Here is a 23,932-nt window from a genome sequence, read left to right as displayed (position 1 = left end):
CCGCTTGACCTTCCAACGATGGGAAGGTGTTGGCTGTGGTCATGAAAGGTGAAGAACCATGACCACATCCAGAACCGCCACCCTCAGAATCGAGGGCATGACCTGCGCCTCCTGCGTCGCGCGGGTCGAGAAAGCCCTGAAGGCGGTGCCCGGCGTCGCCGACGCCACCGTCAATCTCGCGACCGAAATCGCCCGCGTGGCGGGCGACGCCCCCACCGCCGCCCTGATCGAGGCGGTGGAGGATGCCGGCTATGACGCCACCCCGGCGACGGATGAATTCGCCCCCGGGCCCGAACACGGCGGTCCCCGGCTCTGGGAAGTCGTGGCGGGCCTCGTGCTGGCGGCACCGCTGGTCCTGCTCATGCTGGTGCCGGGCGCCATGCTGCCGGCCTATGTCCAGCTTGCCATCGCCAGCGTCGTCCAGGCCGGGCTGGGCTGGCGCTTCTACTGGCATGGGTTCAAGGCGCTTCGGGCCGGGGCCGGCAATATGGACGTGCTGGTCGCGCTCGGCACCTCGGCCGCCTATGGCCTCAGCCTCTATCTGATGGTCGCCCATGGCGGCGGACACCTCTATTTCGAAGCCTCGGCCTCGGTGATCGCGCTGGTGCTGCTCGGCAAATACATGGAGGCGCGGGCGAAGCGCGAGACCGGGGCGGCGCTGCGGGCCCTGGCCAGATTGCGGCCCGACCGCGCCATCCGCCTCGATGCCGACGGGCGCGAGACCGAGGTTCCGGCCGACAGCCTGAAACCGGGGGACCGCATCGTCGTCCGCGCCGGGGCCCGGCTGCCGGCCGACGGCGAGATCGAGGACGGCGCCTCCGCCCTCGACGAATCTCTGCTGACGGGCGAGAGCCTGCCGGTCCAGAAGCAGGCCGGCGATCCGGTGGTGGGCGGTTCGGTGAACGGCGAGGGCCGGCTGATCGTCCGCGTGACGGTGATGGGGGAAGGCTCCTTCCTCGGCTCCGTCATGCGCATGGTGGCGGATGCCCAGGCCGCCAAGCCGCCGATCCAGCGACTGGTCGACCGGATCGCGGCGATCTTCGTGCCCGTGGTGGTGGCCATCGCCGTGATCACCATGGCCGGCTGGTTCATCGCCGGCGTGCCGGCGGAGACGGCGATCATCCACGGCGTCGCCGTCCTCGTCATCGCCTGTCCCTGCGCGCTGGGTCTCGCGACGCCGGCGGCGATCATGGTCGGCACCGGGCTGGCGGCGAAACACGGCATCCTGATCCGCGATCCCGCCGCCCTCGAGGAGGCGCGGCGCATCGACCTCGTGATCTTCGACAAGACCGGCACATTGACCGAAGGCAAGCCCCGCCTCGTCGCCATGAAGGCGCTGGAGGGTTCGGAGGACGCGGCGCTGGCCGTCGCCGCCGCGCTTCAGGGATCGAGCGACCATCCCCTCGGCCTGGCGCTGCGTCAGGCGGCGTCGGATCGCGGCCTCGCCCTGCCGGCGGTGGCGGAAGGCCGCAACATCGCCGGGCGCGGCGTCGCCGGCAAGGTGGGGGAGACGGACTATCTGCTCGGCTCCGCCCGCGCGGCGGGGGAGGCGGGGATCGCCGAGCCCGAGGACGATCTCGCCCCCGGCGCCACCGAAAGCCTGCTGCTGGCGGGCAATCGCCTGATCGCGCGTTTCGCCTTCGAGGACAGTGACCGGCCCGGCGCCGCCGAGGCGGTGGTGGAACTCGCCGCGCGCAAGATCGACAGTGCCATGCTGTCCGGCGACCGGGCGGCGGCGGCGCGGACCATCGCCGCGCGCCTGAACATCGCGGACGTCACGGCGGAAGTGCTGCCCGGCGACAAGGCGGCGGTGATCGGCGAAAAGCGGAAGGCCGGCCACCGTGTCGCCATGGTCGGCGACGGGCTGAACGATGCGCCGGCGCTGGCGGCCGCCGATCTCGGCATCGCCATGGCGGGCGGCGTCGATGTCGCCATGGCCAGCGCCGGCATCACCCTGATGCGCCCCGATCCGCTGCTGGTGCCCGCCGCCCTCGATCTCGCGGCGGCGGTCGCCGCGAAGATCCGCTCCAACCTGTTCTGGGCCTTCGCCTATAATGTGGTGGGCATCCCGCTGGCCGCCTTCGGCCTGCTGTCGCCGGTGGTGGCAGGGGTCGCCATGGCGGCGAGCAGCGTCAGCGTGCTCGGCAATGCCCTTCTGCTGCGGCGCTGGCATCCGGCGCGCAAGGCTTGAGAAGCGGAGGTAACGATGAACATCGGACAGGCGGCCGAAGCTTCCGGCGTTTCGGCCAAGATGATCCGCCATTACGAACAGATCGGCCTGCTGGCGCCCGCCAGCCGCTCCGACGCCGGCTATCGGCGCTATGGCGCTTCCGATGTCGATACGCTGCGCTTCGTGCGCCGTGCGCGTGACCTCGGCTTCTCCCTCGATGCCATCGGCGAGTTGCTGGATCTCTGGCGCGATCGCAGCCGCGCCTCGGGCGAGGTGAAGGCGCTGGCGCTCTCCCATGTCGAGACCCTGGAGGCGAAGATCGCCGAATTGCAGTCCATGGTCCGTACGCTCCGCCATCTGGCCGAAGCCTGCCATGGCGACGATCGGCCGGATTGTCCCATTCTCGACGACCTCGCGGGCGGGCATCATTGTCACGGCTGAGTCGGCGGCGCGGACATCAAGTCGCCCGAATGCAAATTGCCGGAATGCAAATCGAATTAGATTCAATTTGCATTCCGTGCCGTCATGGCGAACATGGCACCGGTGGGAGAGAGGCATATGGACGAACGGGACAAGATCCTTCACGGCGCCTGCCTGTGCGGGGCCGTGCGTTTCCGCGCGCAAGGGCGCTTCGGTCCGGTTTCCGTCTGCCACTGCTCCCAGTGCCGGCGCTGGCACGGCGCGCCGGGGCCCTATACCTCGGTCCGGCGCGACCGCCTGACCTTCCTGAACCAGGGCGGTCTCGCCTGGTATCGCTCCAGCGCGAGGGCGAAGCGCGGCTTCTGCCGCGAATGCGGCGCCTCCCTGTTCTTCGATGAAGTGGGCGGCAATTACGTCGGCATCGCCATCGGCGTCCTCGACATGCCGACCGGGCTTCGCCAGCAGCACCATATTTTCGTAGCCGACAAGGGCGACAGTTACGACATCGCCGACGGCCTGCCCCAATGGCCGGACGGCAATGTCCCAACGGCGAAATGACGACAGCAAGATGACGGGGCCAACCCCGCCGCTCTCAACGAGGAACCAGCATGAGTACCGAACCTTCCGACGTCGCCCCCGGCATGGCGCTGCCCGAACTCGAGGCGGGCGTGCACCTCAGCTTCTCGCCCTCCGGCCTCGCCGTCGTCACCCTGGCCAAGCCGGAGAAGCACAATTGCTTCGACGAACTGACCATCGACCGCCTGTCGACCATCTTCGCCGACCTGGCGAACCAGGAAGGCGTGCGCGCCCTGATCATCCGCGCCCAGGGCAAGAGCTTCTCGGCCGGCGGCGACCTCTCCTGGATGCGCCGCCAGGCGGTGCAGGTCTATGACGAGAATCTGACCGACGCCAAGGCGCTGGCCACGCTCTTCGCCCGTCTCGACCGCCTGCCGATCCCGACCATCGCCATGGTCGACGGACCGGCCTATGGCGGCGGCGTCGGCCTCGTCGCCTGCTGCGACATCGCGCTGGCGACGCCCAAGGCGGCCTTCTCGCTCTCCGAGGTGAAGATCGGCCTGATGCCGGCGACCATCGCGCCCTATGTCATGCGCGCCATCGGGGCCCGCAACGCGCGCCGCTATTTCCAGACCGGGGAGCGTTTCGACGCGGCGGAGGCGCTGCGCATGGGCCTGGTGTCGGAAATCCTGCCGGACGAGATCGCCCTCGAACATCGCGCCGACAAGCTGATCGAGGCGATCTTCCTGAATGCGCCCGGTGCCGTCGCCCGCGCCAAGAGCCTGGTCGCCGAACTGGAATTCCTGCCCATCGACGACGACATCAACGATCTGACCGCGACCGCGATCGCCAAGCGCCGCGCGACCGAGGAAGCCAAGGAAGGCCTCTCCGCCTTCCTCGAAAAGCGCCGCCCCTCCTGGCAGGGCTGATTCCGGGCAGGGCCGATCAGACCGCGACGTTGTCGATCAGGCGGGTGTTGCCGAGTCTGGCGGCGACGAGAAGGCGGGCCGGGCGGTCCGCCTTTTCGATCGGGGCCAGCGTCGTGGCATCGGCGAGGTCGAGGTACTGGACCTCGGCGAAGCCCGCCTTCAGGAGACGGTTGCGCCCGGCCTCCAGCAGGGGGCCCGCTTCCGCCCCGGTGCGAAGCTGGGTGGCGACGAAATTGAGCACCGAGGGCAGGGACGCGGCCACGGCCCGGTCGTCGTCCGAGAGATAGGCGTTCCGCGACGACATGGCGAGGCCGTCGGCCTCGCGCACCGTCGGGCCGGGCACGATGTCGGTGTCGATGTCGAGATCGGCGACGAGGCGGCGCACCACCAGCAGTTGCTGGTAATCCTTCTCGCCGAAGACGGCGACATGGGGCTGCACCTGGTTCAGAAGCTTGGCGACGACGGTGGCGACGCCGTCGAAATGGCCGGGGCGATAGACCCCTTCAAGGCGATCGGTCACCTTGCCGACGGAAACGACGGTCGAGGCGCCCGCCGGATACATTTCCTCGACCTGCGGCGCATAGAGCAGGTCGACGCCGAAGGCGGCGAGGCGGGCGGCGTCGGACGATTCCTGGCGGGGGTATTTGGTGAAATCCTCGTTCGGGCCGAACTGGGTCGGGTTCACGAAGATCGACACCACCACGCGGTCGGCGCGGGCGCCCGCCATTTCCACCAGCGACAGATGCCCGGCATGAAGCGCCCCCATGGTGGGCACGAAACCGATGCGAAGGCCGGCCGCGCGCCAGGCCTGGACGGTCCGGCGCAGATCCGCGACGGAACGGGCCACGGGCAGCGGCAGGGTGGCGGTCTCGGGCATGGGGCGGCGTTCCTCGATAGGCTTCATCCGATCGCGTCGGATTTCGCCCCGCGAGTAGGGCACTCGGCCTTGCGAGTCAATCTTTACGGGCTTTACGGGGCCGCGATCGCCCCGAAACGCCGGGCAAGGCGCCGGTGCCGGTGGCGGAACAAGGCACCGACGATCCTGCGCGCGACCCCCGCCGTGCCCGGCAGGCGCGGCGCGAACGCCAGGCGGTCGGTCACCCGCGTGCCGCCCGGCACATCCTCCAGCCGGCGGTCGTGGTGCCAGACCTTCAGGCTGCCCATGGTGGAGCGTTCGGCGAAGCCCGAGCCGGCGGCGATATGGGCAAAGCCGATATGGTCGTAGTCGACGGGCAGCACGCCGAAGAGCAGCAGCCAGCTCCGGAACAGCGGCCGGTCCAGGGGCAGGCTCTCGTCCAGTACCGCCGTCGTCGCCGGATGGCTCATGCGGACCAGGGGGCCGAGTTCGTCGTTCACGCCTTCGAAGGTCGAGACATGGGCCCAGACCGCGGCACGCGGCGCCGCGACGACGGAAGAGACGGTGACGACGGTAAGCTCGGCTGGCATCGCGCCCTCTCGCGGCCCTGCAATCCGCGCATCATGCCATGCGGTCCTGCGGGCTTGCAGTGCCGGCGGCGCTCGCATTCCCTGATCGCACAAAAGGGCCTGGTCGAAACAACAGGGGAGGTGGTCATGTCCGAAGATCTGCTGTCGCGTCTCGGGCTTTCGGTGCCTGTCGTCCAGGCGCCCATGGCGGGCGGGGCGACGCCGCCCGCCTTCATCGCCGAATGCCTGCGCCTCGGCCTGCTCGGCTCCCTCGGCGCCGCCTATATGAAGCCGGACACGATCGCGGCCCAGGCGGCGGAAATCCGGGCGCGGGCGTCCGGCCCCCTGAACATCAACCTGTTCCTGCCCTGCGCGGTGCCGCCCGCGCCCGGCGTGGTCGAGGCCATGCTCGACTTCATGGCGCCGCTGCACGCCGAAGCCGGCCTCGCGCCGCCCCATGTCCCCGATCCGCCCCATCCTGATTTCGCCGGACAGATGGAGGCGCTGCGGGCCGCGCGGCCCGAAATGGCCAGTTTCGTCTTCGGCTGTCCCGACGCCGGTCTGGTCGCGGCCCTGAAGGCCGAGGGGATCATCGTGGTCGGCGCCGCCACCCATCTGGCGGAGGCCGAGGCGGTGGCCGCCGCGGGCGTCGACGCCGTGGTCGCCCAGGGGGCGGAGGCGGGGGGCCATCGCGCCACCTTCATCGGCAGCTTCGAGGCGGGCCAGGTGCCGACCCTCGATCTCGTCGCCCGGATCGCCGGGCGGCTCGACATTCCGGTGATCGCCGCCGGCGGCCTGATGGACGGGGTCGACGTGCGCGCCGCCCTCGATGCCGGCGCCGCCATGGTGCAGATCGGCACCGCCCTGCTGCGCACCCCGGAATGCGGCCTGCCGGCGGCGCATCGAGATGCGCTGGGCGCCGGTGCCGGGGCCACGACCGCACTGATCCGCGAATGGTCCGGGCGGGCGGCGCGCGGCCTTCCCAATCGCTTCACGCGTGCCGTCGAGGATGCCGGCCTCGCGGTACCGCCCTTTCCGGTGCAGAACGCGATCACCCAGGCGCTGCGCGGAAAGGGGCGCGCGGTGGGCGACCCGGACCGGCTCGCGCTCTGGTGCGGCACAGGATATAGTCGTGCCAAAGCGGTACCACTAGCAGATGTTGTGGCCGAAATGCTGTTCGAGGCGGGTCTGACGAGTCCGAATCATTGACGAAGGCCCGGGACGGCTCGACCATGGAAGCCATCGGGACGTGTATTTGGGCAGGTGGGGCATGAACGACGGACGGCGGGCACATATCATCGTCCTCGGCAACGAGAAGGGCGGGTCGGGCAAATCGACCAGCGCCATGCATCTCGTCGTCGCCCTGCTGGAACAGGGCCGAAGGGTCGCCACCATCGACCTCGACGGCCGCCAGCGCACCCTGACCCGCTATCTGGAGAACCGGGCCCGCGCGGCGGCGGAGGGGGCCAATCTGCTGCTGCCCTCCTACGCCGTCGTCACCCGCAGCGAGATCGCCGATTTCCACGGCGCCCAGGCGGACGAGCGCCAGCGCTTCCTCTCGGTGCTGGAGGATTACGTCGGCCGCCACGATGTGGTGATCATCGACTGTCCGGGCTCCGACAGTTTCCTGTCGCGGCTCGCCCATGGCTGCGCCGATACGCTGCTGACGCCGATGAACGACAGTTTCATCGACCTCGACCTGATCGCCCGGGTCGATCCCGACGATCATTCGATCCTCGGCCCCAGTCTCTATGCCGAACTGGTGTGGGAAATGCGAAAGCGCCGGGCCCTGACCGGCGGCACGGTCGACTGGCTGGTCATGCGCAACCGGGTCGGCCATCTCGATGCCCGCAACAAGCGCCGCGTGTCCGAGGTTCTGGCCCGTCTCGCCAAGCGAATCGGCTTTCGCGTCGTCGCCGGTCTTTCCGAGCGCGTCACCTATCGCGAACTCTTCCTCCAGGGCCTGACCATGCTCGATCTCGGGCGCACCGGCTCGTCGCTGACCATGTCCGAGGTCGCGGCCCGCCAGGAGGTGCGTACCCTGGTCGCCTCCCTCGACCTGCCCCCGGTCGGCCGCAGCGCCGCCCCCCTGGTTTCCGCCGCCGAATAGGGGCCGTTTCGGAACTACCCGGCCATTGGGCCATTGTAACGGTCACGGCTGTCGTGGCATGAACGTCCGGCAAACGCCGGATCTCAAGTCAGACAGAGTTTTTTCATAATGACGAAAAAGATACGCAAGGCCGTGTTCCCCGTCGGTGGACTGGGAACGCGCTTTCTTCCCGCGACCAAGGCCATGCCGAAGGAAATGCTGCCGGTCGTCGACAAGCCGCTGATCCATTACGCCATGGAAGAAGCGCGCGCGGCGGGCGTCGAACATTTCATCTTCGTGACGTCTCGTGGCAAAGGCGCCCTCGAAGATCATTTCGATCGTCATTTCGAACTGGAGGAAACCTTGTCGCGCCGGGGCAAGACGGCGGAGCTCGAGGCCCTGCTCGGCTGGCAGCCGGCGATGGGCGAAGTGTCCTACGTCCGCCAGCCCGAGGCTCTCGGCCTCGGTCACGCGGTGCTCTGCGCCAAGCATCTGGTGGGGGACGAGCCCTTCGCCGTCATCCTGCCCGACGATCTGGTGCTGGCCGAGAAGCCCTGCCTCGCCCAGATGGTCGATGCCCATGCCGGCGTCGGCGGCAATCTGGTCGCGGTCATGGACGTGCCGCGCGAACACACCCAGCGCTACGGCGTGCTGACCCCGGGCAAGGCGGAAGGCGCCCTGACCGAGGTTAAGGGCCTGGTCGAGAAGCCGAAGCCCGAGGTCGCCCCCTCCACCCTGTCGGTGATCGGGCGCTATATCCTCGAATCCGCGATCTTCGGCCATCTCGAGACGCAGGAGCGCGGCGCCGGCGGCGAGATCCAGCTCACCGACGCCATGGCCAAGATGATCGGCGAAGTGCCCTTCCACGGTTTCACCTTCGACGGCACGCGCTTCGACTGCGGTGACAAGGTCGGCTTCCTGCAGGCCAATGTCGCCTTCGCGCTGGCCCGGCCGGACATCGGGCCGAAGCTTGCGCCCTTCCTGGCCGAGACGGCGGCCAAACTCTGATCGGGCCCGGGCTCCGATCCGTCACTGAGAGGTAGTCATGCGCGTCACGATGGTGGGTACCGGCTATGTCGGCCTGGTCTCCGGCGCCTGTTTTTCCGAATTCGGCCATACGGTCACCTGCGTCGACAAGGACGCGCGCAAGGTCGAGGCCCTGCGTCGGGGCGAGATCCCGATCTTCGAGCCGGGGCTCGACAAGCTGGTGGCGGAGAATGCCGCCGCCGGCCGCCTCAGCTTCACCACCGATCTCGCCGAGGCGGTGGTCGGGGCGGATGCCATCTTCATCGCCGTCGGCACCCCCAGCCGGCGCGGCGACGGCCACGCCGACCTGTCCTATGTCTATGCCGCGGCGGAGGAGATCGCGGCGGCGCTGACCGATTATGCCGTGATCGTCACCAAGTCGACGGTGCCGGTCGGCACCGGCGCCGAGGTGGAGCGCCGCATCCGCGCGGTCCGCCCCGATCTCGACTTCGACGTCGCCTCCAATCCCGAGTTCCTGCGCGAAGGTTCGGCGATCGAGGATTTCCGCCGGCCCGACCGTGTCGTCGTCGGCGCCGAGAGCGATCGCGCCCGTGCCGTCATGCGCCAGCTCTACCGCCCGCTGTTCCTGGCCGAAACGCCCTTCGTGTTCACCGCGCGGGAAACCTCGGAACTGATCAAATACGCGGCCAACGCCTTCCTCGCGACCAAGATCACCTTCATCAACGAGATGGCGGATCTGTGCGAGAAGGTGGGCGCCGACGTGCAGGACGTGGCGCGCGGCATCGGCCTCGACGGCCGCATCGGGCGGAAGTTCCTCCATGCCGGGCCCGGCTTCGGCGGCTCCTGCTTCCCGAAGGACACCCTGGCCCTGGTTCGGACCGCGCGCGACTATGAGGCACCGTCCCGGATCGTCGAGGCGGTGGTGGCGGTCAACGACGCCAGAAAGGAAGGCATGGCGGCGCGCGTGGTCGCGGCCGCCGGCGGCGATCTCGCGGGCAAGACCGTCGCCGTCCTGGGCGTCACCTTCAAGCCCAATACCGACGACATGCGCGACGCGCCCTCGCTCGAGATCCTGCCGCGCCTGGTCGCGGCCGGCGCCCGGGTCAGGGCCTATGATCCGGAAGGCATGAAGGCGGCGGCCGGGCTGGTCGACGGCATCGAATGGGTGGCGGGCGCCTATGACACCATGCCCGAGGCGGACGTCCTCGTCATCATCACGGAATGGAACGAGTTCCGTGCCCTCGATCTCGGCCGCATCGCGGGGGCGATGAAGCGGCCGGTCGTGGTCGACATGCGTAACATCTACCGTCCCGAGGAAATGGCGGAGGCGGGTTTCAACTATTACTCGGTCGGCCGCGCGCCGGTCGTTTCCTTTTGAAAAAAGGGGGGATTTCATCGTGAGCCTGGCCCATTCGTTCCATCCGTCGATCCTGCGCGAATACGACATTCGCGGCATCGTGGGCGAAACCCTGCACGAGGCGGATGCCCGCGCGCTCGGTCGCGCCTTCGCCACCATCGTCGCCCGCTCGTCGGGCAAGGCGGCGCCGGTGATCGTGGTCGGCCGCGACGGCCGCGTCTCCTCGCCCATGATGGAGGCGGCGCTGGTCGACGGCATGGTCTCGACGGGCGCGGAGGTGATCCGCATCGGCACCGGCCCGACCCCCATGCTCTATTTCGCGGCCACGGTGCTCGGCACCGACGGCGGCATCCAGGTGACCGGCAGCCATAACCCGCCGCATCACAACGGCTTCAAGATGATGCTGGGCAAGAAGTCCTTCTTCGGCCCGCAGATCCAGGAGGTCGGCCGCATCTCCGCCGCCGGCGACATCGCCGTGGGCAGCGGTTCGGCGCGGGAAGAGGATATCTCCGAGCGCTACGTCGCCCGTCTTCTCGAGGAAGCGGTCGACAATGACGTCGCCGTCGGCTGGGATCCGGGCAATGGCGCCGCCGGTGCCGTGCTGGGCCGCGTCGTCGCCGGGCTCAAGGGCCGTCACATGATCATCAACGAGGCGGTGGACGGCACCTTCCCGAACCATCACCCCGATCCGACCGAGCCCGAGAACCTCGAACAGCTCCAGCACCTTGTGGCCGAGAACAAGCTCGACATCGGCATCGCCTTCGACGGCGACGGCGACCGCATCGGCGCCATCGACGCCAAGGGCCGGATCATCTGGGGCGACCAGCTCCTCGCCATTCTCGCTCAGGACCTGCTGGCGGAGCGCCCGGGCGCCACCATCATCGCCGACGTGAAGGCGAGCCAGGTGCTGTTCGACGAGATCGCCCGCATGGGCGGCAAGCCGCTGATGTGGAAGACGGGCCATTCCCTGATCAAGACCAAGATGCTCGAGACCGGCGCCCCCCTCGCCGGCGAGATGTCGGGCCACATCTTCTTCGCCGACCGCTACTACGGTTTCGACGACGCCCTCTACGCCGGGCTGCGCCTGATCACCGCCGTGGTCCGGGCCGGTGTTTCCCTGACCGAACTGCGCGACCGGCTCCCCGACACGGTCAATACGCCGGAGCTTCGCTTTCCGGTTGTGGAGGAGGAGAAGTTCGGAATCGTCGACAGGGTCAAATCCGCTCTTGCGGCGGAAGGCGCGGAGGTGAACGATACGGATGGCGTCCGCGTCAAGACGGCGGATGGATGGTGGCTTTTGCGTGCCTCCAACACCCAGGCGGTGCTGGTGGCCAGGGCAGAAGGGCACGATTCGGCGGCTCTCGAACGTTTGAAGGCTTCCCTGACCAAGGCGCTCGTCGCGGCCGGCGTCAGCCCTCCCTCCTTGTGATGGCGATCACGTTTTTTAGCGTCCGTATGGATTGACAGATGACTGCATTGTGCGGTGCAATGCGGCCTGAAATTCGAGTGGGGGACTTTAGTATGGCTACCAATCTGAAGTTGAGCACAACCCAAGGCGCTGTAGCCGATGGGGATGTCGTTCAGTATTCGGTCGGTGACAGCGACACCCGCCCGTGGGGGGATTGGGCGGTTCTCGATGTCGGCGCCGGCTATGTCGTGAAGCGGATCCGCGTGTCCGGCGGCCACCGCCTGTCGCTGCAGTTCCATCATCACCGGGCCGAGGATTGGACCGTGATTTCGGGCAGCGGCGTGGTGGAGATCGACGGTGTCGCGATCCCCGTCTCGGCGGGCAGCCACGTCCATATCCCGGCGCTGGCGACCCATCGTATCGCCAATACGGGCACCGCGGCCCTGACCTTCGTCGAGATCCAGCGCGGCGCCGTGCTGGACGAGACGGACATCGTCCGCCTGACTGACGACTACGGCCGCTGAGGCGGCCGGCCGCCGCTGGATCCGGGGGGGACCCGGCGGCGCTCCAAGGAATGAGCAACCCCGCCGCGCGGTGACGCGGCGGGGTTTCTCGTCGTCTCGCGCGGTCGCTGTCTCGTGTGCGCGGTGTCTCGTGTGTGCGGTGTTTCGTGCGCTCGGTCCGGCTCAGGACGCGTCGGCGATCTTGGCGGCGGGATCGGGCATGGGCTCGTCGGCGACGACGCCGAAGCCATGCATGCGCAGCGCCCATTGCAGGCCGATCAGGGCGCCCTTCACGCGGGGCAGCAGGATCAGGGACAGGATCAGGCACAGGGGCAGCCAGATGACCGCATGGATCCATTCCGCCGGCGAATAGACCTGTTCCACGATCAGCAGCGCCGGCACCACGATATGGGCGACGATGGTGATGGTGAAATAGGGCGGCGCATCGTCCGCCTTGTGGAGGTCCAGCACCTCGCCGCAGGACGGGCAGGCGTGATTGACCTTGAGGAAGGCGTTGAACATGCGGCCCTCGCCGCAATGGGGGCAGCGCAGCAGGGCACCGCGCTTCACCGCCGGCTGCCAGGGTCGCGGTTCCGGCTCGCCGTTGCCCGCTGCGCCGCCGGCCTTGATTTCGATTGGCATTGCTGATCTCCCGTTTCGGGAGTGTATTAAAAACGCTTCCTGGACTTCTTCAAGGGAGCGCGACCCCGTGCCGCGCCACCGCCGCGCCGGAAGCGGGGGCCGGGCCGGCTCATGGCGGCCTCGAAATCATCGTCCTCATCCTCGCCGCCGCGCGCCAGCGCGAACACCAGGCCGCCGGTGATCGGCGTCGCCTCGCGCAGCACCACGGTCACCGCGTCGCCAAGCGTATAGCGGTTCTTCGGGTTGCGGCCGACCAGGGCGTGGGCCGCCTCGTCGTGGCGGAAATAATCGTTGCCCAGGGAAGATATGGGGATCAGGCCGCTGGCGCCGGTCTCGTCCAGGGTGATGAACAGGCCGAAGCGGGTGACGCCGTTCACGCGGGCGCCGAAGCGCGCGCCGACGTGATCCTGCATGTATGCGGCGAGATAGCGGTCGGTCGATTCCCGTTCAGCCGCCATGGCCCGGCGCTCGGTCGTCGAGATATGTTCCGCCGTTTCCTCGAACAGGGGCACTTCATCGTCCGACAGGCCCCCGGTGCCGAGCTTGCCGCCCCGGATCAGGGCGCGGTGCACCAGGATGTCGGCATAGCGCCGGATGGGCGAGGTGAAATGGGCGTAGCGCGTCAGTGCCAGGCCGAAGTGGCCGATGTTCTCCGGGCTGTAGACCGCCTGGGCCTGGCTGCGCAGCACGATTTCTGAAACCGCGCGGGCATGCGGCCCGTCGGCGGTGCGCGCCAGGATGCCGTTGAACTGGCGCGGGCGCAGCACCTGCCCCTTGGCCAGCCTGATGTCGATGGTGCGCAGGAATTCCGCCAGGGCGTCCAGCTTGGTCCGCGTCGGCTGATCGTGGACGCGGTACATGCAGGGCTGACGCTTGGCTTCCAGTTCCTCCGCCGCCGCGACATTGGCGAGGATCATGAATTCCTCGATCACGCGATGGGCGTCCAGGCGCTGGCGCGGCACGATCGATTCCACATGGCCGCTCGGCCCCAGCCGGATCACCCGCTCGGGCGCGTCGATCTCCAGGGGCTCGCGCTTGGCCCGCGCCACCATGACGGCGTTCCAGGCCGCCCACAGCGGCTTCAGGACGGGTTCGAGGAGGCCGGCGGTCATCTCGTCCGTCCGGCCCTCGATGGCGTCCTGGGCCTGGGTGTAATGGACCCCGGCGGCGATCCGGATCAGGGCGCGGCGGAACTTGTGGCGGATCTTGTTGCCCTTGGCGTCCAGCCACATGTGCACCGCCAGTGCCGCCCGGTCGTGGCCCTCGATCAGGGAACAGAGGTCGGTCGACAGCTCCTCCGGCAGCATGGGCACCACGCGGTCGGGGAAATAGGCCGAATTGCCGCGTTCCTTCGCCGCCCTGTCGAGGGCGGAGCCGGGGCGGACGTAATGGGCGACATCGGCGATGGCGACGATGACGTGATGGCCGCCCGGGTTCTTCGGATCGGGGTCCGGTTCGGCGAAGACCGCGTCGTCATGGTCGCGGGCATCGGCCGGGTCGATGGTGATCAGGGGCAGGGGGCGCAGGTCCTCCCGCTTGCCCAGCGCCACGGGCTTCGCCTTCTTCGCCTCGCGCACCGCCTCGGGCGGGAAGGCGACGGGAATGCCGTGGCCGTGGATGGCGATCAGGCTGATCGACTTGGCGTCGCCCAGATCGCCCAGGCGTTCGCGCACGCGGACCTTGGGCAGGCCCATGGGGCGGCCCGGCAGGGTCTCGGTCCAGACCAGTTCGCCATCCCTGGCGCCGTTCAGATCCGCCGCCTCGATCCGGAAATCGCCCTTGGCGCGGCGGTCGGTCGGCACCAGCCGCGCCTCGCCCGATTTCTCGAAGCGGACGAGGCCGAGCACGCGATCGGCCTGGCGGCTGAGGGCGCGGATCACCTTGGCCTGATAGCGGGCCTGGCCGTCGTTGTCCTCCACCCGCTCGATCCGGGCGAGGATGCGGTCGCCGACGGTCGGGGCGGGGCCGGCATGGCGGCCGGGCATGACGTCGATCCCGGGCGCCTGCAGGCCGTCCGGCCATTGCACCGGGCGGGCCTGCATCTCGCCGTCGTCGGGCACCGCGATCACTTCGAGCACGGCGACGGAGGGCAGGGCGCCGGCGGCGACCAGGCCCTTCCGCCGTTCGCGGCCGATGGTACCCTCGGTCTTCATCTCGGCCAGCAGGCGCTTCAACTCGATGCGGGCATCGCCGGTCACGCCGAAGGCCCGCGCGATCTCGCGCTTGCCGGCCTTGCCGGGATGTTCGGCGAGGAAACGGGCAATCTCTTCCTTCGTGGGCAGTTGGGCGCCCGACGGTTTCGAGGGGCGCTTTGCCACGCCCGTCAGTCCGACGCGCCGGCGGATTTGGCCGCCGTCTTCTTCGCCGCGGTTTTCTTTGCAGCGGGCTTCTTCGCCGGGGCCTTCTTCTTGGGCGCGGCCTTCTTCTTCTCGGCCGTCTCGGCCTCGGCCGCTTTCGCCGTCTTGCGCGGGGCCTTCTTCTTCGGCCCGCCGCCCTTGGCGACCTTGGCCGCCAGCAGGGCCAGGGCTTCGTCCTGGGTCAGGCTCTGGGGATCGGTACCCTTGGGGATCGTCGCGAAGACGCCGTTCCACGAGACATAGGGTCCGAAGCGCCCGTTCATGACGTTGACCGGCTTGCCGTCCTCGGGATGCTCGCCGAACGCCTTCAGCGGCTCCTGCGCGGCGCGGCGGCCGCGTTTCGGCGGTTCCGCCAGCAGGGCGACGGCGCGGTTCAGGCCGATGGTGAAGACTTCGTCCGAGGTCGGCAGGTTCACATAGCGCTTGTCGTGGACGATATAGGGGCCATAGCGCCCGATGCCGGCCTGGATCGGCGTCGAGGTCTCGGGGTGCAGGCCCACCTCGCGCGGGAGCGACAGCAGGGCCAGGGCCTTTTCGAGGTCGATGGTGTCGGGCGGCATGTCCTTCGGCAGGCTGGCGCGCTTCGGCTTCTCCGCCTCGCCCAGTTGAACATAGGGGCCGAAACGGCCGGAGCGCAGCGAGACCTTCTCGCCGCTCTCGGGATCCTCGCCCAGGATCTTGATGCCGTCCTCGCCGATGGCGGTGCCCTGGCCATTGTCGTTGGCGACGCCGAACTGCCGGGTGAAGCGGCATTCGGGATAGTTGGAACAGCCGATGAAGGCGCCGAACTTGCCGAGCTTCAGCGACAGGCGGCCGTTGCCGCAGGACGGGCAGACGCGCGGATCCTTGCGCTCGCCGTTCTCGTCCGGCTCGCCCTCGGGGAACAGATGGGGGCCGAGCAATTGGTCGAGCTGCTCGATGACGTCCGAGATCTTGAGATCCTTGGTGCCCTCGATCGCCGCCGCGAAATCGCGCCAGAAGTCGCGCAGCACTTCCTTCCAGCCGATCTTGCCGGCGGAGACGTCGTCCAGCAGTTCCTCGAGCCCGGCGGTGAAGCCGTATTCGACATAGCGCGCGAAGAAGCTTTCCAGGAAGGCGGTGACCAGCCGGCCCTTGTCCTCGGGCAGGAAGCGGTTGCGGTCCATGGTGACATAGGCGCGGTCGCGCAGGGTCGACAGGATCGAGGCATAGGTCGACGGCCGGCCGATGCCCAGTTCCTCCAGCTTCTTGACGAGGCTCGCCTCCGAATAGCGCGGCGGCGGTTCGGTGAAATGCTGGGCGATGGTGACCGGGCCGCGGCGCAGGCCCTCGTCCTTCATCATGCGCGGCAGGCGGCCGCCGTCCTCGTCGTCCTTCGAACGGTCGTCGACGCCTTCCTGATAGAGCGCGAGGAAACCGTCGAACAACACGACCGAGCCGGTGGCGCGCAGGATCACCTGGCGGTCCTTGGCGGCGACGTCGACCGTGGTGCGCTCCAGCCGCGCCGGGTTCATCTGGGAGGCCAGCGCCCGCTTCCAGATGAGATCGTAGAGCCGGCGCTGGTCCGGATCCAGGCGGTGCAGGCGCTCGGGCGTGCGGGCGAAATCGGTCGGGCGGATCGCCTCGTGGGCTTCCTGGGCGTTCTTCGCCTTGGTCTTGTAGATGCGCGGGCTGTCCGGCAGATAGGCGCCGCCGAACTGATTGCCGATCAGGTTGCGCGCTCCCTGGATCGCCTCCGAGGCCATGGAGACACCGTCGGTCCGCATATAGGTGATCAGGCCGACGGTCTCGCCGTCGACGTCGATACCCTCGTAGAGCCGCTGGGCGAGCTGCATGGTGCGCTGGGCCGAGAAGCCGAGCTTTCGGGCCGCTTCCTGCTGCAGGGTCGAGGTGGTGAAGGGCGGCGCCGGGTTGCGCGTGCCGGGCTTCGATTCGACGGAGTCGACATGGAATTCGCGGCGCTCGATCGCGGCCTTGGCCGCTTCCGCCTTCTCGGCGGAATTGATGTCGAACTTGTCGAGCTTCCTGCCGTCGAGATGGGTCAGGCGGGCGTCGAAGCCCATGCCGTCGCCGGCGATGAAATGGCCGAGAACGGACCAATATTCCTGCGACTTGAAGCGCTCGATCTCGAGCTCGCGCTCGCAGATCAGGCGCAAGGCGACCGACTGCACGCGCCCGGCCGAACGCGCGCCGGGCAGTTTCCGCCACAGCACGGGGCTCAGGGTGAAGCCGACCAGATAGTCGAGGGCGCGGCGCGCCAGATAGGCGTCGATCAGCTCCTGGTCCAGCATGCGCGGCGCCTTGATCGCGCCGGTCACCGCCGATTTGGTGATCTCGTTGAAGGTGATGCGGCCGACCTCGACCCCCTTCAGGGCCTTGCGGTCGTTCAGGATCTGCAGCACGTGCCAGGAAATCGCCTCGCCCTCGCGGTCCGGGTCGGTGGCGAGATAGAGGCGATGCGCGCCCTTCAGCGCCTTGGCGATGTCGGCGATGCGTTTCTTGGCATCGGCGTCGACTTCCCAGTCCATGGCGAAATCCTCGTCCGGGCGGACGGAACCATCCTTGGGGGGCAGGTCGCGCACATGACCGAAGCTCGCCAGAACCGTGTAGTCGGATCCGAGATACTTGTTGATGGTCTTGGCCTTCGCCGGCGACTCGACGATGACGACGTTCATAAGGTCTCGGTTCTTTCTGGGCCCCGATCACTTGGGCCCCGATCACTTGGGCCCAGGTCACTTGGGCAAAGCGTCACTTGGGCCCAGATCACTTGGGCAATGCGTTGACATTCTAGCGTAAGGGCCGGCTCCACCCGATCGTTCCGCGTGCCGGCACCGGCGTGCTTCAGATCAGTGAAACCCGCCCGCCGGCATGGCGTTGCAGGCGTCCAGCCAATTCCAGTTCGAGCAAAATGGTAAAAACCACGGGTGGAGTCAATTCGGCTTGCCTGAGCAGTTCGTCGACCGCGACGGGCACCGGCGACAGCAGTTCGAACACGAGGGCCCGATTCGCGGCGATTTCCCCTTCGTCGGGCAGGGTCAGGGCAGGGGGGCGGTAATCGCGGCTTTCCGGTTCCGCCAGCGGCCCCTCGGCCATGGGGCGAAGGATCTCCGCCACCTCCGCCCCGGATTCGATCAGCCGCGCGCCCTGGCGAATCAGGTCGTTGCCGCCCCTGGCGCGGGGATCCAGCGGGCTGCCCGGCGCCGCCATCACCTCGCGCCCCTGTTCGAGGGCGAAGCGCGCCGTGATCAGGCTGCCGGACTTCAGCGCCGCCTCGACGACGACGACGCCCAGCGACAGGCCGGAGATCAGGCGGTTGCGCCGCGGGAAATGGCGCGCCTGGGGCTGGGTGCCGACGGGCATTTCGGCGACCAGCAGGCCCTCCGCCGCGATCCGCGCCTGCAACGCCTCGTGTTCGGGCGGGTAGACGATATCGATGCCGCCGGCGACCACGGCGATGGTGCCGGTCGAGAGCGCCGCCTGATGGGCGACGCCGTCGATGCCGCGCGCCAGGCCGGAGACGACGGTAAAGCCCACCCGGCCGAGGTCGCCGGCAATCTCCCGCGCCAGGCGCTGGCCGGCGGCCGAGGCGTTGCGCGCGCCGACCAGCGCCACCGTCGGGCGCGCGGCGAGAAGCGGGTGGCCCTTCACCGTGATCAGGGGCGGCGCCCCCTCGGTCGCGGCGAGCAGGCGGGGGTAGTCCGCCATGCCCCTGGCCAGCAGGCGCGCCCCCGCCCGTTCGATCGCCGCGAGTTCGCGTTCGGCGTCGGCCCGCGTCGGGATGCGCAGGGTGCGGGCGCCGCCCTTCCGGGCGAGGCCGGGCATGGCGTCGAGGGCAGCGCCGGCGCTGCCGTAGAGGCCGAGCAGATGATCGAAGGCGACCGGCCCGACGGAATCCGTGCGGATCAGGCGCAGGCGATCCAGCAGTTCGCTGCGCGGAAAGGTTTTGTCGGACATTGACGCATTCCATTCGGGTTGCGCCGATTGTGGCCAAGCGGATCGTCCGGCTCAAGCCTTCGTTGGCGGCGCGATCAGGCCGTCGCCGCTTCGGGCCGCGGGCGCAGGAAGGCGGTGATGTCGACCGCGTCGATCTGGTCCGGCTCGAGGAAGGCGCGGGCATAGCTTTCGTGGATGCCGGCGCGCAGGAAGAGGTCGAAGACGTCGGGGTCGATGTGATCCTCGTCGCGCATGCGCGCCATGATCTGGATCGCGGCCGACAGGGGCTTCGCCTTCTTGTAGGGCCGGTCGCCGGCGGTCAGGGCCTCGAAGATGTCGGCGACGGCCATCATGCGCGCGGGCCAGCTCATCTCGTCGCGCGTCAGGCGTTTCGGATAGCCGGTGCCGTCCATCTTCTCGTGATGGCCGCCGGCTATCTCCGGCACGTTGCGCAGATAGGAGGGCAGGGGCAGATCGGTGAGCATGCGGATCGTCGCGATCATGTGCTCGTTGATCTTGTAGCGTTCCTCCGCCGTCAGCGTGCCCCGGGCGACGGAGAGATTGTAGATCTCGCCCCTGTTGTAGAGATGTTCCGGCACGTCGACCTTGAAGCCCCAGCGGTTGTCGGGCGCCAGGCGTTCGCCTTCCGGCCGGTCGATGACGTGGTCCGGGCGATCGGCGAGGAGCGGTTCCGAGACCGGCAGCACGGGCGCCGGGGTGCGGTCGCGCCGCTTTCTTTCCTCCCACGACAGGCCGATACGGTCGTCCAGGGTGCGCGTCCAGCGCCGCTCGGCGATCCGCCGCAGGCGCTCGATCCGGTCGGGGGCCATGAATTCGCCGCCCTCGTTGCAGGTGGCGACGAAGGCGAAGTCGTCGTCCAGCCGGCGCCAGATATCGGCCAGGCGGGCCAGTTCGGCGTCGCGCCCGGCGCCGTCGGCAACGGCGCGCCAGCATGCCGCCTCGGCCTCGCGCTTGATCACCTCGAAGCGCATGCGCACCTCGTGCAGGCGGTCGTAGATGGTTTCCAGCTTGGTCGCCTTGTCGATCACATATTCGGGCGAGGTGATCTTGCCGCAGTCGTGCAGCCAGCTCGCGACGCGCAATTCCTCCCATTGCGCCTCGGTCAGGCGGAAATCGCCGAAGACGCCGTCCTCCGCCCGGTCGGCGGCATCCGCCAGCATCTCCATCAGGATCGGCACGCGCTGGCAATGGCCGCCGGTATAGGGGCTCTTGGTGTCGATCGCGCCGGCCAGCAGGGTGATCACGCCGTTGAACAGATTGCGCTGTTCGAGGATCAGGCGCCGCGCCTCGATGCTGACCGCCGCCGTGCCCGAGACCGCCTCGACGAAGCCGATCATCTCCGGCGTCACCAAATGCGCGCCGCCCTCGCCCTCGATCAGCAGCAGGAGGGCGCCGATGATTTCGGCGTCGCGGTTGCGCAGCGGCACGGTCAGGGCGAACAGGCTTTCGTGGTAGTGGATGCCGGGGAAATGGCGTTCCACCTCGTCCCGGGTCAGGCCGTGGATGGCATGGCGGTCCGTCAGGGTCGCGATCACGGGATGATCGAGATCGCGCGAGCGCAGCAGGGTCGGCATCCGCGTGCCGAGGTCGTGGCCCGCCCAGCGTGCCTCGGCCGGCACCAGGCTGCCGTCCGGCTCCGCCAGATAGATGATGCCGCCGCGCGCCTCGGCGATGCGGCCGGTCTCTTCGAGGACGCGGATCAGCAGGCTCTCGAAGTCCTCCTCGCCGGTCAGGGCGGCGGTGATCGACAGCAGTTGCCGGACCGTCGCCGTGACCCCCGACATCGCCTTGGCGAGATCGTCCACCTCGGACAGCGGCGTCGAGACGTCGATCGGGGTCGAGAAGCGCAGGGCCCGGACCTCGTTGGCGAGACGGGTCAATTGCTCGACCGGGCGCGAGGCCCAGCGCGACAGCAGGAGGATCGCCGGAATGGTGAGCCCCAGGGTGATCAGCGCGATGATCAGGCTGCTGTCGCGCAGGCTCTCCGAAACCGCGACCAGCTCGGCGCGCGGCGCGGCGATGCCGGTGAAGAGCGCATAGCCGGCGACATTCACCCGCTGGACCGCCATCATCCATGTGACGCCGTCGATTTCCACCCGCCCGCGGCTCTCGCCGGTCGCCGCCAGGTCGGCCAGCGCGATCCGCAGCGGCGTGTTGACATGCGGCAGATTGATGTTGTGGCCCGCGCGCCCCGGCGCCAGCAGGGGCTCGCCCCGGGTGTCGACGATGACGCGGCGGAACTCGTCGAAGACGAAGATGTCGGCCGAGGCCGTGGGGCGCGCGTCCGCCAGGGCTTCCGACAGGGAGGTCAGCGTCAGGTCGACGCCGGCGACCGCGCCGCCGTTCGGCGCGCGGCTGGCCAGCGTGGTGCCGACTTCCCGGGTGGTGAAGAAGACATAGGGGGCGACGGCCGACACGCCCGCCGTCGTGATCGCCTCCGAATACCAGTTGCGGCGCCGGGGATCGAATCTGTATTCGGGCTCGACCGTCAGGGCGAGGAGGTTGAGATCCTTGTCGTAGAAGCGGAAGGCGCCGGTCAGGCCGGCCCCGCTCCAGGTTTCGATGCTCTGCACGATGAAGGCGGTGAAGGGCGGCACGACCATGTTGCGGGGCACATGATCGTCGTTGGGGCGGACGAGCAGGAAATCGCCGTCGTCATAGCCGACATAGGCCGCCGCGACGCCGAAGGAATCGGCGATCGCGCGCGTGAACAGCGGCAGCGATCTCAGGCGTTCCTCGATCGTCTCCGCCGTCGTGACCCGGGCGGCAGCCAGCAGGTCGGCGGTGCGCGCCGCCGCGTCATAGCGGTTGCCGATCGTCTCGCCGATCTCGAGGCCGATGTGGTCGAACAGAACCTCGGCATCGGCCAACAGCATCGACTGCGTCCGGACATAGTATTGCGCGACGTTGATCGCGGCAAAGGCGATGATCGCGACGATGAACAGGATCGAAATATAATAGCGCAGTCGAATGCGCGGAAACATGACGCCCCCTAGCCGGCCCGTGGCGCTTCCTGCGAACTCGTTTCACGATCGCATCGTGCCGGCTGGAGGCGTTTTTGTCTTCTGTCAAAAATGGAAATCGTGCTTAATTTTTCACTAATGCGTGTAGGGCGGTGGTCGCGGCCGTGAACCCGTCAGGTTACGGCGGCTTCCGCCGTCTGGCCGTGCCGATTGGCGATGAAGCCGACGATCACGAGTTGCAGGAAATGATAGAGCATGATGGGCGCCAGGATCAGGCCCACCTCGGGTCCGGTGCCGAAGATGATGCCGGCCAGCGGCACTCCGGTCGCCAGGGATTTCTTGGAACCGCAGAACAGGGCCGCCACCCGGTCAGCCCGGTCGAAGCCGAGCAGGCGGCAGGGGATGATCAGGAGTCCGTAGACGACGAAGAAGATCGCGACCGACATGACCGCGATCTCGACCAGGAGGCTCGGCTCGTGGCGCTGCCACAGGCCCTCGACGACCGAATTGGCGAAGGAGTTGTAGACGATCGAGAGGATGATCACCCGGTCCAGGATCTTGATGGCGCGGGCGTGGCGGGCGGACCAGCGCGCCAGCGGCCGGTGCAGGATCTGGCCGAGCGCGGTCGGCACCATGACCAGCAGCACGATCTTCAATATGACGTCGCCGAGGGGCAGGGCGGCGGCGCCGGTCTGGCTCAGGTACCAGGCCATCAGGGCCGGCGTCGCGAAGACGCCGATCAGGCTGGACAGGCTGGCGTTGAACAGGGCCGCCGGCACGTTTCCCTTGGCGAGCGAGGTCATGGCGACCGACGACGAGACGGTGGAGGGCAGGGCGGCGACATAGAAGAAGCCGGTCCAGACCGTTGCCGGCAGCAGGGGGCGCGCCGCCGCCTCGGTCGCCAGCATGATCAGGGGAAAGAGCACGAAGGTGCCGAAGACGACGACCAGATGCAGGCGCCAGTGGATCAGCCCGGCACGCATCTTCTCGGGCGCCAGCGTCAGGCCGTAGAGGAAGAAGACGACGGCGACGCCATAGGTCGAGGCTTGCTCGAGATGCAGGAAGCCGCCGCTGCGCCCCGGTTCGGGCCAGGCGACGGCCAGCACCACCATGCCGACGAGGGCGAGCAGGAAGGGATCGGTCAGGGTCTTCTTCATGGAGGGGATCGCACGCTACGGGACAAAGGCGGATCTTTCCCGTAGCGGCGTACCCCTGTCCAGCGGCCTTCGCGCAGATCAGGCCTTCAGGCGCATGGCGTGCCAGGCCAGATGGTCCGCCATGAAGGTCGAGATGAAGTGATAGGAATGATCGTAGCCGTCCTGCAGGCGCAGCGTCAGCGGAATGCCCGCCGCGTCGCAGGCCGACTTCAGGAGTTCGGGCTTCAACTGGCCGTCCAGGAAATTGTCGGCCGTGCCCTGGTCGATCAGGATGTCGGCGACGCGGGCACCATCCTCGATCAGGGCCACGGCGTCGTGGCGGCGCCAATTCGCCGTATCGGGTCCCAGATAGGCGGGGAACGCCTTCCGGCCCCACGGCACCTGCATGGGGGCGACGATGGGCGCGAAGGCGGAGACGGCGCGAAAACGGCCGGGGTGGCGCAGCGCCACGGTCAGCGCGCCGTGCCCGCCCATGGAATGGCCCATGATGCCCTGGCGCGACGGATCGACCGGGAAATGCTCGGCGATCAGGGCCGGGAGTTCCTCGGTCACATAGGTCCACATGCGGAAATGCGGCGCCCAGGGACTTTCCGTCGCGTCGACGTAGAAGCCGGCACCCTGACCCAGGTCATAGGCGTCGTCGTTGGCGACGTCCTCGCCGCGCGGGCTGGTGTCGGGGCAGATCACGGCGATGCCGAGGTCGGCCGCCGCCTTCCGGTATTCCCCCTTGTCCATGACGTTGGCATGGCTGCAGGTCAGGCCCGAGAGATAGGTGACGAAGGGAACGGGCGCGTCGCTCCGGGGCGGCATGAACACCGCGAAGGTCATGGTGCCGCCCGTCGCCGCCGAGCGGTGGCGATAGACCCCCTGGATGCCGCCATGGGCCTTGTGGGTTTCGACGGTCTCGATGGTCATTGCGCTACGCTCCACTCTGCTGTGCCCGCCCCGCGCGCCGTCAGAACGTGACGACGGCGCGGATGGACTTGCCGTCGTGCATCAGGTCGAAGGCGTGGTTGATCTGTTCCAGCGGCAGGACATGGGTGATCATCGGGTCGATCTCGATCTTCTTGTCCATG

General features: G+C 68.4%; 19 protein-coding genes. 10 read left to right on the top strand and 9 right to left on the bottom strand.

All coding sequences use genetic code 11. From position 1 onward, the window contains the following. The first annotated feature begins 58 nt into the window (after positions 1-58). The 4 genes from L2U69_RS11260 (at position 59) to L2U69_RS11245 (ending at position 4,035) form a co-directional block, all read left to right on the top strand. The gene (locus tag L2U69_RS11260; RefSeq protein WP_236106920.1) at positions 59-2,191 is read left to right on the top strand and encodes a heavy metal translocating P-type ATPase; all 2,133 of its coding nucleotides are present in this window, start codon (positions 59-61) and stop codon (positions 2,189-2,191) included. Positions 2,192-2,206: 15 nt separating this feature from the next. Continuing rightward, on the top strand, positions 2,207-2,611 hold the full coding sequence (gene cueR / locus L2U69_RS11255) for a Cu(I)-responsive transcriptional regulator (RefSeq protein ID WP_236106919.1): 405 nt from the start codon (positions 2,207-2,209) through the stop codon (positions 2,609-2,611). A 117-nt stretch (positions 2,612-2,728) separates the two neighbouring features. Then, positions 2,729-3,148, top strand: coding sequence for a GFA family protein (locus tag L2U69_RS11250; RefSeq protein WP_236106918.1), 420 nt, complete (start codon positions 2,729-2,731; stop codon positions 3,146-3,148). 50 nt (positions 3,149-3,198) lie between these two features. Continuing rightward, positions 3,199-4,035 (top strand): enoyl-CoA hydratase-related protein, encoded by an 837-nt coding sequence (locus tag L2U69_RS11245; protein WP_236106917.1) that lies wholly within the window; start codon positions 3,199-3,201, stop codon positions 4,033-4,035. 16 nt (positions 4,036-4,051) lie between these two features. Here L2U69_RS11245 and panC read toward each other — a convergent pair whose 3' ends face one another. Together panC and L2U69_RS11235 are read right to left on the bottom strand one after the other, a co-directional pair. Next, on the bottom strand, positions 4,052-4,912 hold the full coding sequence (gene panC / locus L2U69_RS11240) for a pantoate--beta-alanine ligase (protein ID WP_236106916.1): 861 nt from the start codon (positions 4,910-4,912) through the stop codon (positions 4,052-4,054). Between the two features lie 92 nt (positions 4,913-5,004). Further along, the gene (locus L2U69_RS11235) at positions 5,005-5,481 is read right to left on the bottom strand and encodes an SRPBCC family protein (RefSeq protein WP_236106915.1); all 477 of its coding nucleotides are present in this window, start codon (positions 5,479-5,481) and stop codon (positions 5,005-5,007) included. Between the two features lie 126 nt (positions 5,482-5,607). Between L2U69_RS11235 and L2U69_RS11230 the strand changes: the two genes are divergently transcribed. The 6 genes from L2U69_RS11230 (at position 5,608) to L2U69_RS11205 (ending at position 11,825) form a co-directional block, all read left to right on the top strand. Next, on the top strand, positions 5,608-6,669 hold the full coding sequence (locus tag L2U69_RS11230) for an NAD(P)H-dependent flavin oxidoreductase (protein WP_236106914.1): 1,062 nt from the start codon (positions 5,608-5,610) through the stop codon (positions 6,667-6,669). A 61-nt stretch (positions 6,670-6,730) separates the two neighbouring features. Beyond that, on the top strand, positions 6,731-7,570 hold the full coding sequence (locus L2U69_RS11225) for a division plane positioning ATPase MipZ (RefSeq protein WP_236106912.1): 840 nt from the start codon (positions 6,731-6,733) through the stop codon (positions 7,568-7,570). Between the two features lie 108 nt (positions 7,571-7,678). Further along, a complete protein-coding gene (galU, locus tag L2U69_RS11220) occupies positions 7,679-8,557 on the top strand; it encodes a UTP--glucose-1-phosphate uridylyltransferase GalU (RefSeq protein ID WP_236106911.1) in 879 nt (292 codons plus the stop codon). Positions 8,558-8,594: 37 nt separating this feature from the next. Beyond that, positions 8,595-9,914: a UDP-glucose dehydrogenase family protein gene (locus tag L2U69_RS11215; protein WP_236106910.1), complete on the top strand. Its 1,320-nt coding sequence runs from the start codon at positions 8,595-8,597 to the stop codon at positions 9,912-9,914. A 19-nt stretch (positions 9,915-9,933) separates the two neighbouring features. Continuing rightward, a complete protein-coding gene (pgmG, locus tag L2U69_RS11210; RefSeq protein WP_236106909.1) occupies positions 9,934-11,322 on the top strand; it encodes a phosphoglucomutase/phosphomannomutase PgmG in 1,389 nt (462 codons plus the stop codon). A 92-nt stretch (positions 11,323-11,414) separates the two neighbouring features. After that, the gene (locus L2U69_RS11205; RefSeq protein ID WP_236106908.1) at positions 11,415-11,825 is read left to right on the top strand and encodes a phosphomannose isomerase type II C-terminal cupin domain; all 411 of its coding nucleotides are present in this window, start codon (positions 11,415-11,417) and stop codon (positions 11,823-11,825) included. Between the two features lie 162 nt (positions 11,826-11,987). Here L2U69_RS11205 and L2U69_RS11200 read toward each other — a convergent pair whose 3' ends face one another. The 7 genes from L2U69_RS11200 to fghA form a co-directional block, all read right to left on the bottom strand. After that, positions 11,988-12,446, bottom strand: a complete 459-nt coding sequence (locus tag L2U69_RS11200; protein WP_236106907.1) for a DUF983 domain-containing protein — start codon at positions 12,444-12,446, stop codon at positions 11,988-11,990. Positions 12,447-12,472: 26 nt separating this feature from the next. Then, the gene (gene rnr / locus L2U69_RS11195; RefSeq protein ID WP_236106906.1) at positions 12,473-14,764 is read right to left on the bottom strand and encodes a ribonuclease R; all 2,292 of its coding nucleotides are present in this window, start codon (positions 14,762-14,764) and stop codon (positions 12,473-12,475) included. Positions 14,765-14,769: 5 nt separating this feature from the next. After that, positions 14,770-17,457, bottom strand: a complete 2,688-nt coding sequence (gene topA, locus L2U69_RS11190) for a type I DNA topoisomerase (protein ID WP_236106905.1) — start codon at positions 17,455-17,457, stop codon at positions 14,770-14,772. A 166-nt stretch (positions 17,458-17,623) separates the two neighbouring features. After that, the gene (gene dprA / locus L2U69_RS11185) at positions 17,624-18,736 is read right to left on the bottom strand and encodes a DNA-processing protein DprA (protein ID WP_236106904.1); all 1,113 of its coding nucleotides are present in this window, start codon (positions 18,734-18,736) and stop codon (positions 17,624-17,626) included. 74 nt (positions 18,737-18,810) lie between these two features. Next, entirely contained in the window at positions 18,811-21,720 is a 2,910-nt protein-coding gene (locus L2U69_RS11180) for an HD domain-containing phosphohydrolase (protein ID WP_236106903.1), read from the bottom strand. Between the two features lie 152 nt (positions 21,721-21,872). After that, a complete protein-coding gene (locus L2U69_RS11175; RefSeq protein ID WP_236106902.1) occupies positions 21,873-22,856 on the bottom strand; it encodes a bile acid:sodium symporter family protein in 984 nt (327 codons plus the stop codon). A gap of 78 nt (positions 22,857-22,934) precedes the next feature. Continuing rightward, positions 22,935-23,771, bottom strand: coding sequence for an S-formylglutathione hydrolase (fghA, locus tag L2U69_RS11170; RefSeq protein ID WP_268967366.1), 837 nt, complete (start codon positions 23,769-23,771; stop codon positions 22,935-22,937). Between the last annotated feature and the right edge of the window lie 161 nt (positions 23,772-23,932).

The organism is Zavarzinia marina (assembly GCF_021568905.1).
GTDB lineage: Bacteria > Pseudomonadota > Alphaproteobacteria > Zavarziniales > Zavarziniaceae > Zavarzinia > Zavarzinia marina.
Note: the sequence above shows the minus strand (reverse complement) of the source record. Positions and strands in the feature narration are given on the sequence as shown.

Coding starts and splice junctions, on each gene's coding strand:
- topA (WP_236106905.1), bottom strand. CDS start 17,457: ATGAACGTCGTCATCGTCGAGTCGCCGGCGAAGGCCAAGACCATCAAC.
- L2U69_RS11225 (WP_236106912.1), top strand. CDS start 6,731: ATGAACGACGGACGGCGGGCACATATCATCGTCCTCGGCAACGAGAAG.
- L2U69_RS11215 (WP_236106910.1), top strand. CDS start 8,595: ATGCGCGTCACGATGGTGGGTACCGGCTATGTCGGCCTGGTCTCCGGC.
- dprA (WP_236106904.1), bottom strand. CDS start 18,736: ATGTCCGACAAAACCTTTCCGCGCAGCGAACTGCTGGATCGCCTGCGC.
- galU (WP_236106911.1), top strand. CDS start 7,679: ATGACGAAAAAGATACGCAAGGCCGTGTTCCCCGTCGGTGGACTGGGA.
- panC (WP_236106916.1), bottom strand. CDS start 4,912: ATGCCCGAGACCGCCACCCTGCCGCTGCCCGTGGCCCGTTCCGTCGCG.
- L2U69_RS11205 (WP_236106908.1), top strand. CDS start 11,415: ATGGCTACCAATCTGAAGTTGAGCACAACCCAAGGCGCTGTAGCCGAT.
- cueR (WP_236106919.1), top strand. CDS start 2,207: ATGAACATCGGACAGGCGGCCGAAGCTTCCGGCGTTTCGGCCAAGATG.
- L2U69_RS11260 (WP_236106920.1), top strand. CDS start 59: ATGACCACATCCAGAACCGCCACCCTCAGAATCGAGGGCATGACCTGC.
- L2U69_RS11250 (WP_236106918.1), top strand. CDS start 2,729: ATGGACGAACGGGACAAGATCCTTCACGGCGCCTGCCTGTGCGGGGCC.
- L2U69_RS11235 (WP_236106915.1), bottom strand. CDS start 5,481: ATGCCAGCCGAGCTTACCGTCGTCACCGTCTCTTCCGTCGTCGCGGCG.
- L2U69_RS11180 (WP_236106903.1), bottom strand. CDS start 21,720: ATGTTTCCGCGCATTCGACTGCGCTATTATATTTCGATCCTGTTCATC.
- L2U69_RS11230 (WP_236106914.1), top strand. CDS start 5,608: ATGTCCGAAGATCTGCTGTCGCGTCTCGGGCTTTCGGTGCCTGTCGTC.
- L2U69_RS11245 (WP_236106917.1), top strand. CDS start 3,199: ATGAGTACCGAACCTTCCGACGTCGCCCCCGGCATGGCGCTGCCCGAA.
- L2U69_RS11200 (WP_236106907.1), bottom strand. CDS start 12,446: ATGCCAATCGAAATCAAGGCCGGCGGCGCAGCGGGCAACGGCGAGCCG.
- L2U69_RS11175 (WP_236106902.1), bottom strand. CDS start 22,856: ATGAAGAAGACCCTGACCGATCCCTTCCTGCTCGCCCTCGTCGGCATG.
- fghA (WP_268967366.1), bottom strand. CDS start 23,771: ATGACCATCGAGACCGTCGAAACCCACAAGGCCCATGGCGGCATCCAG.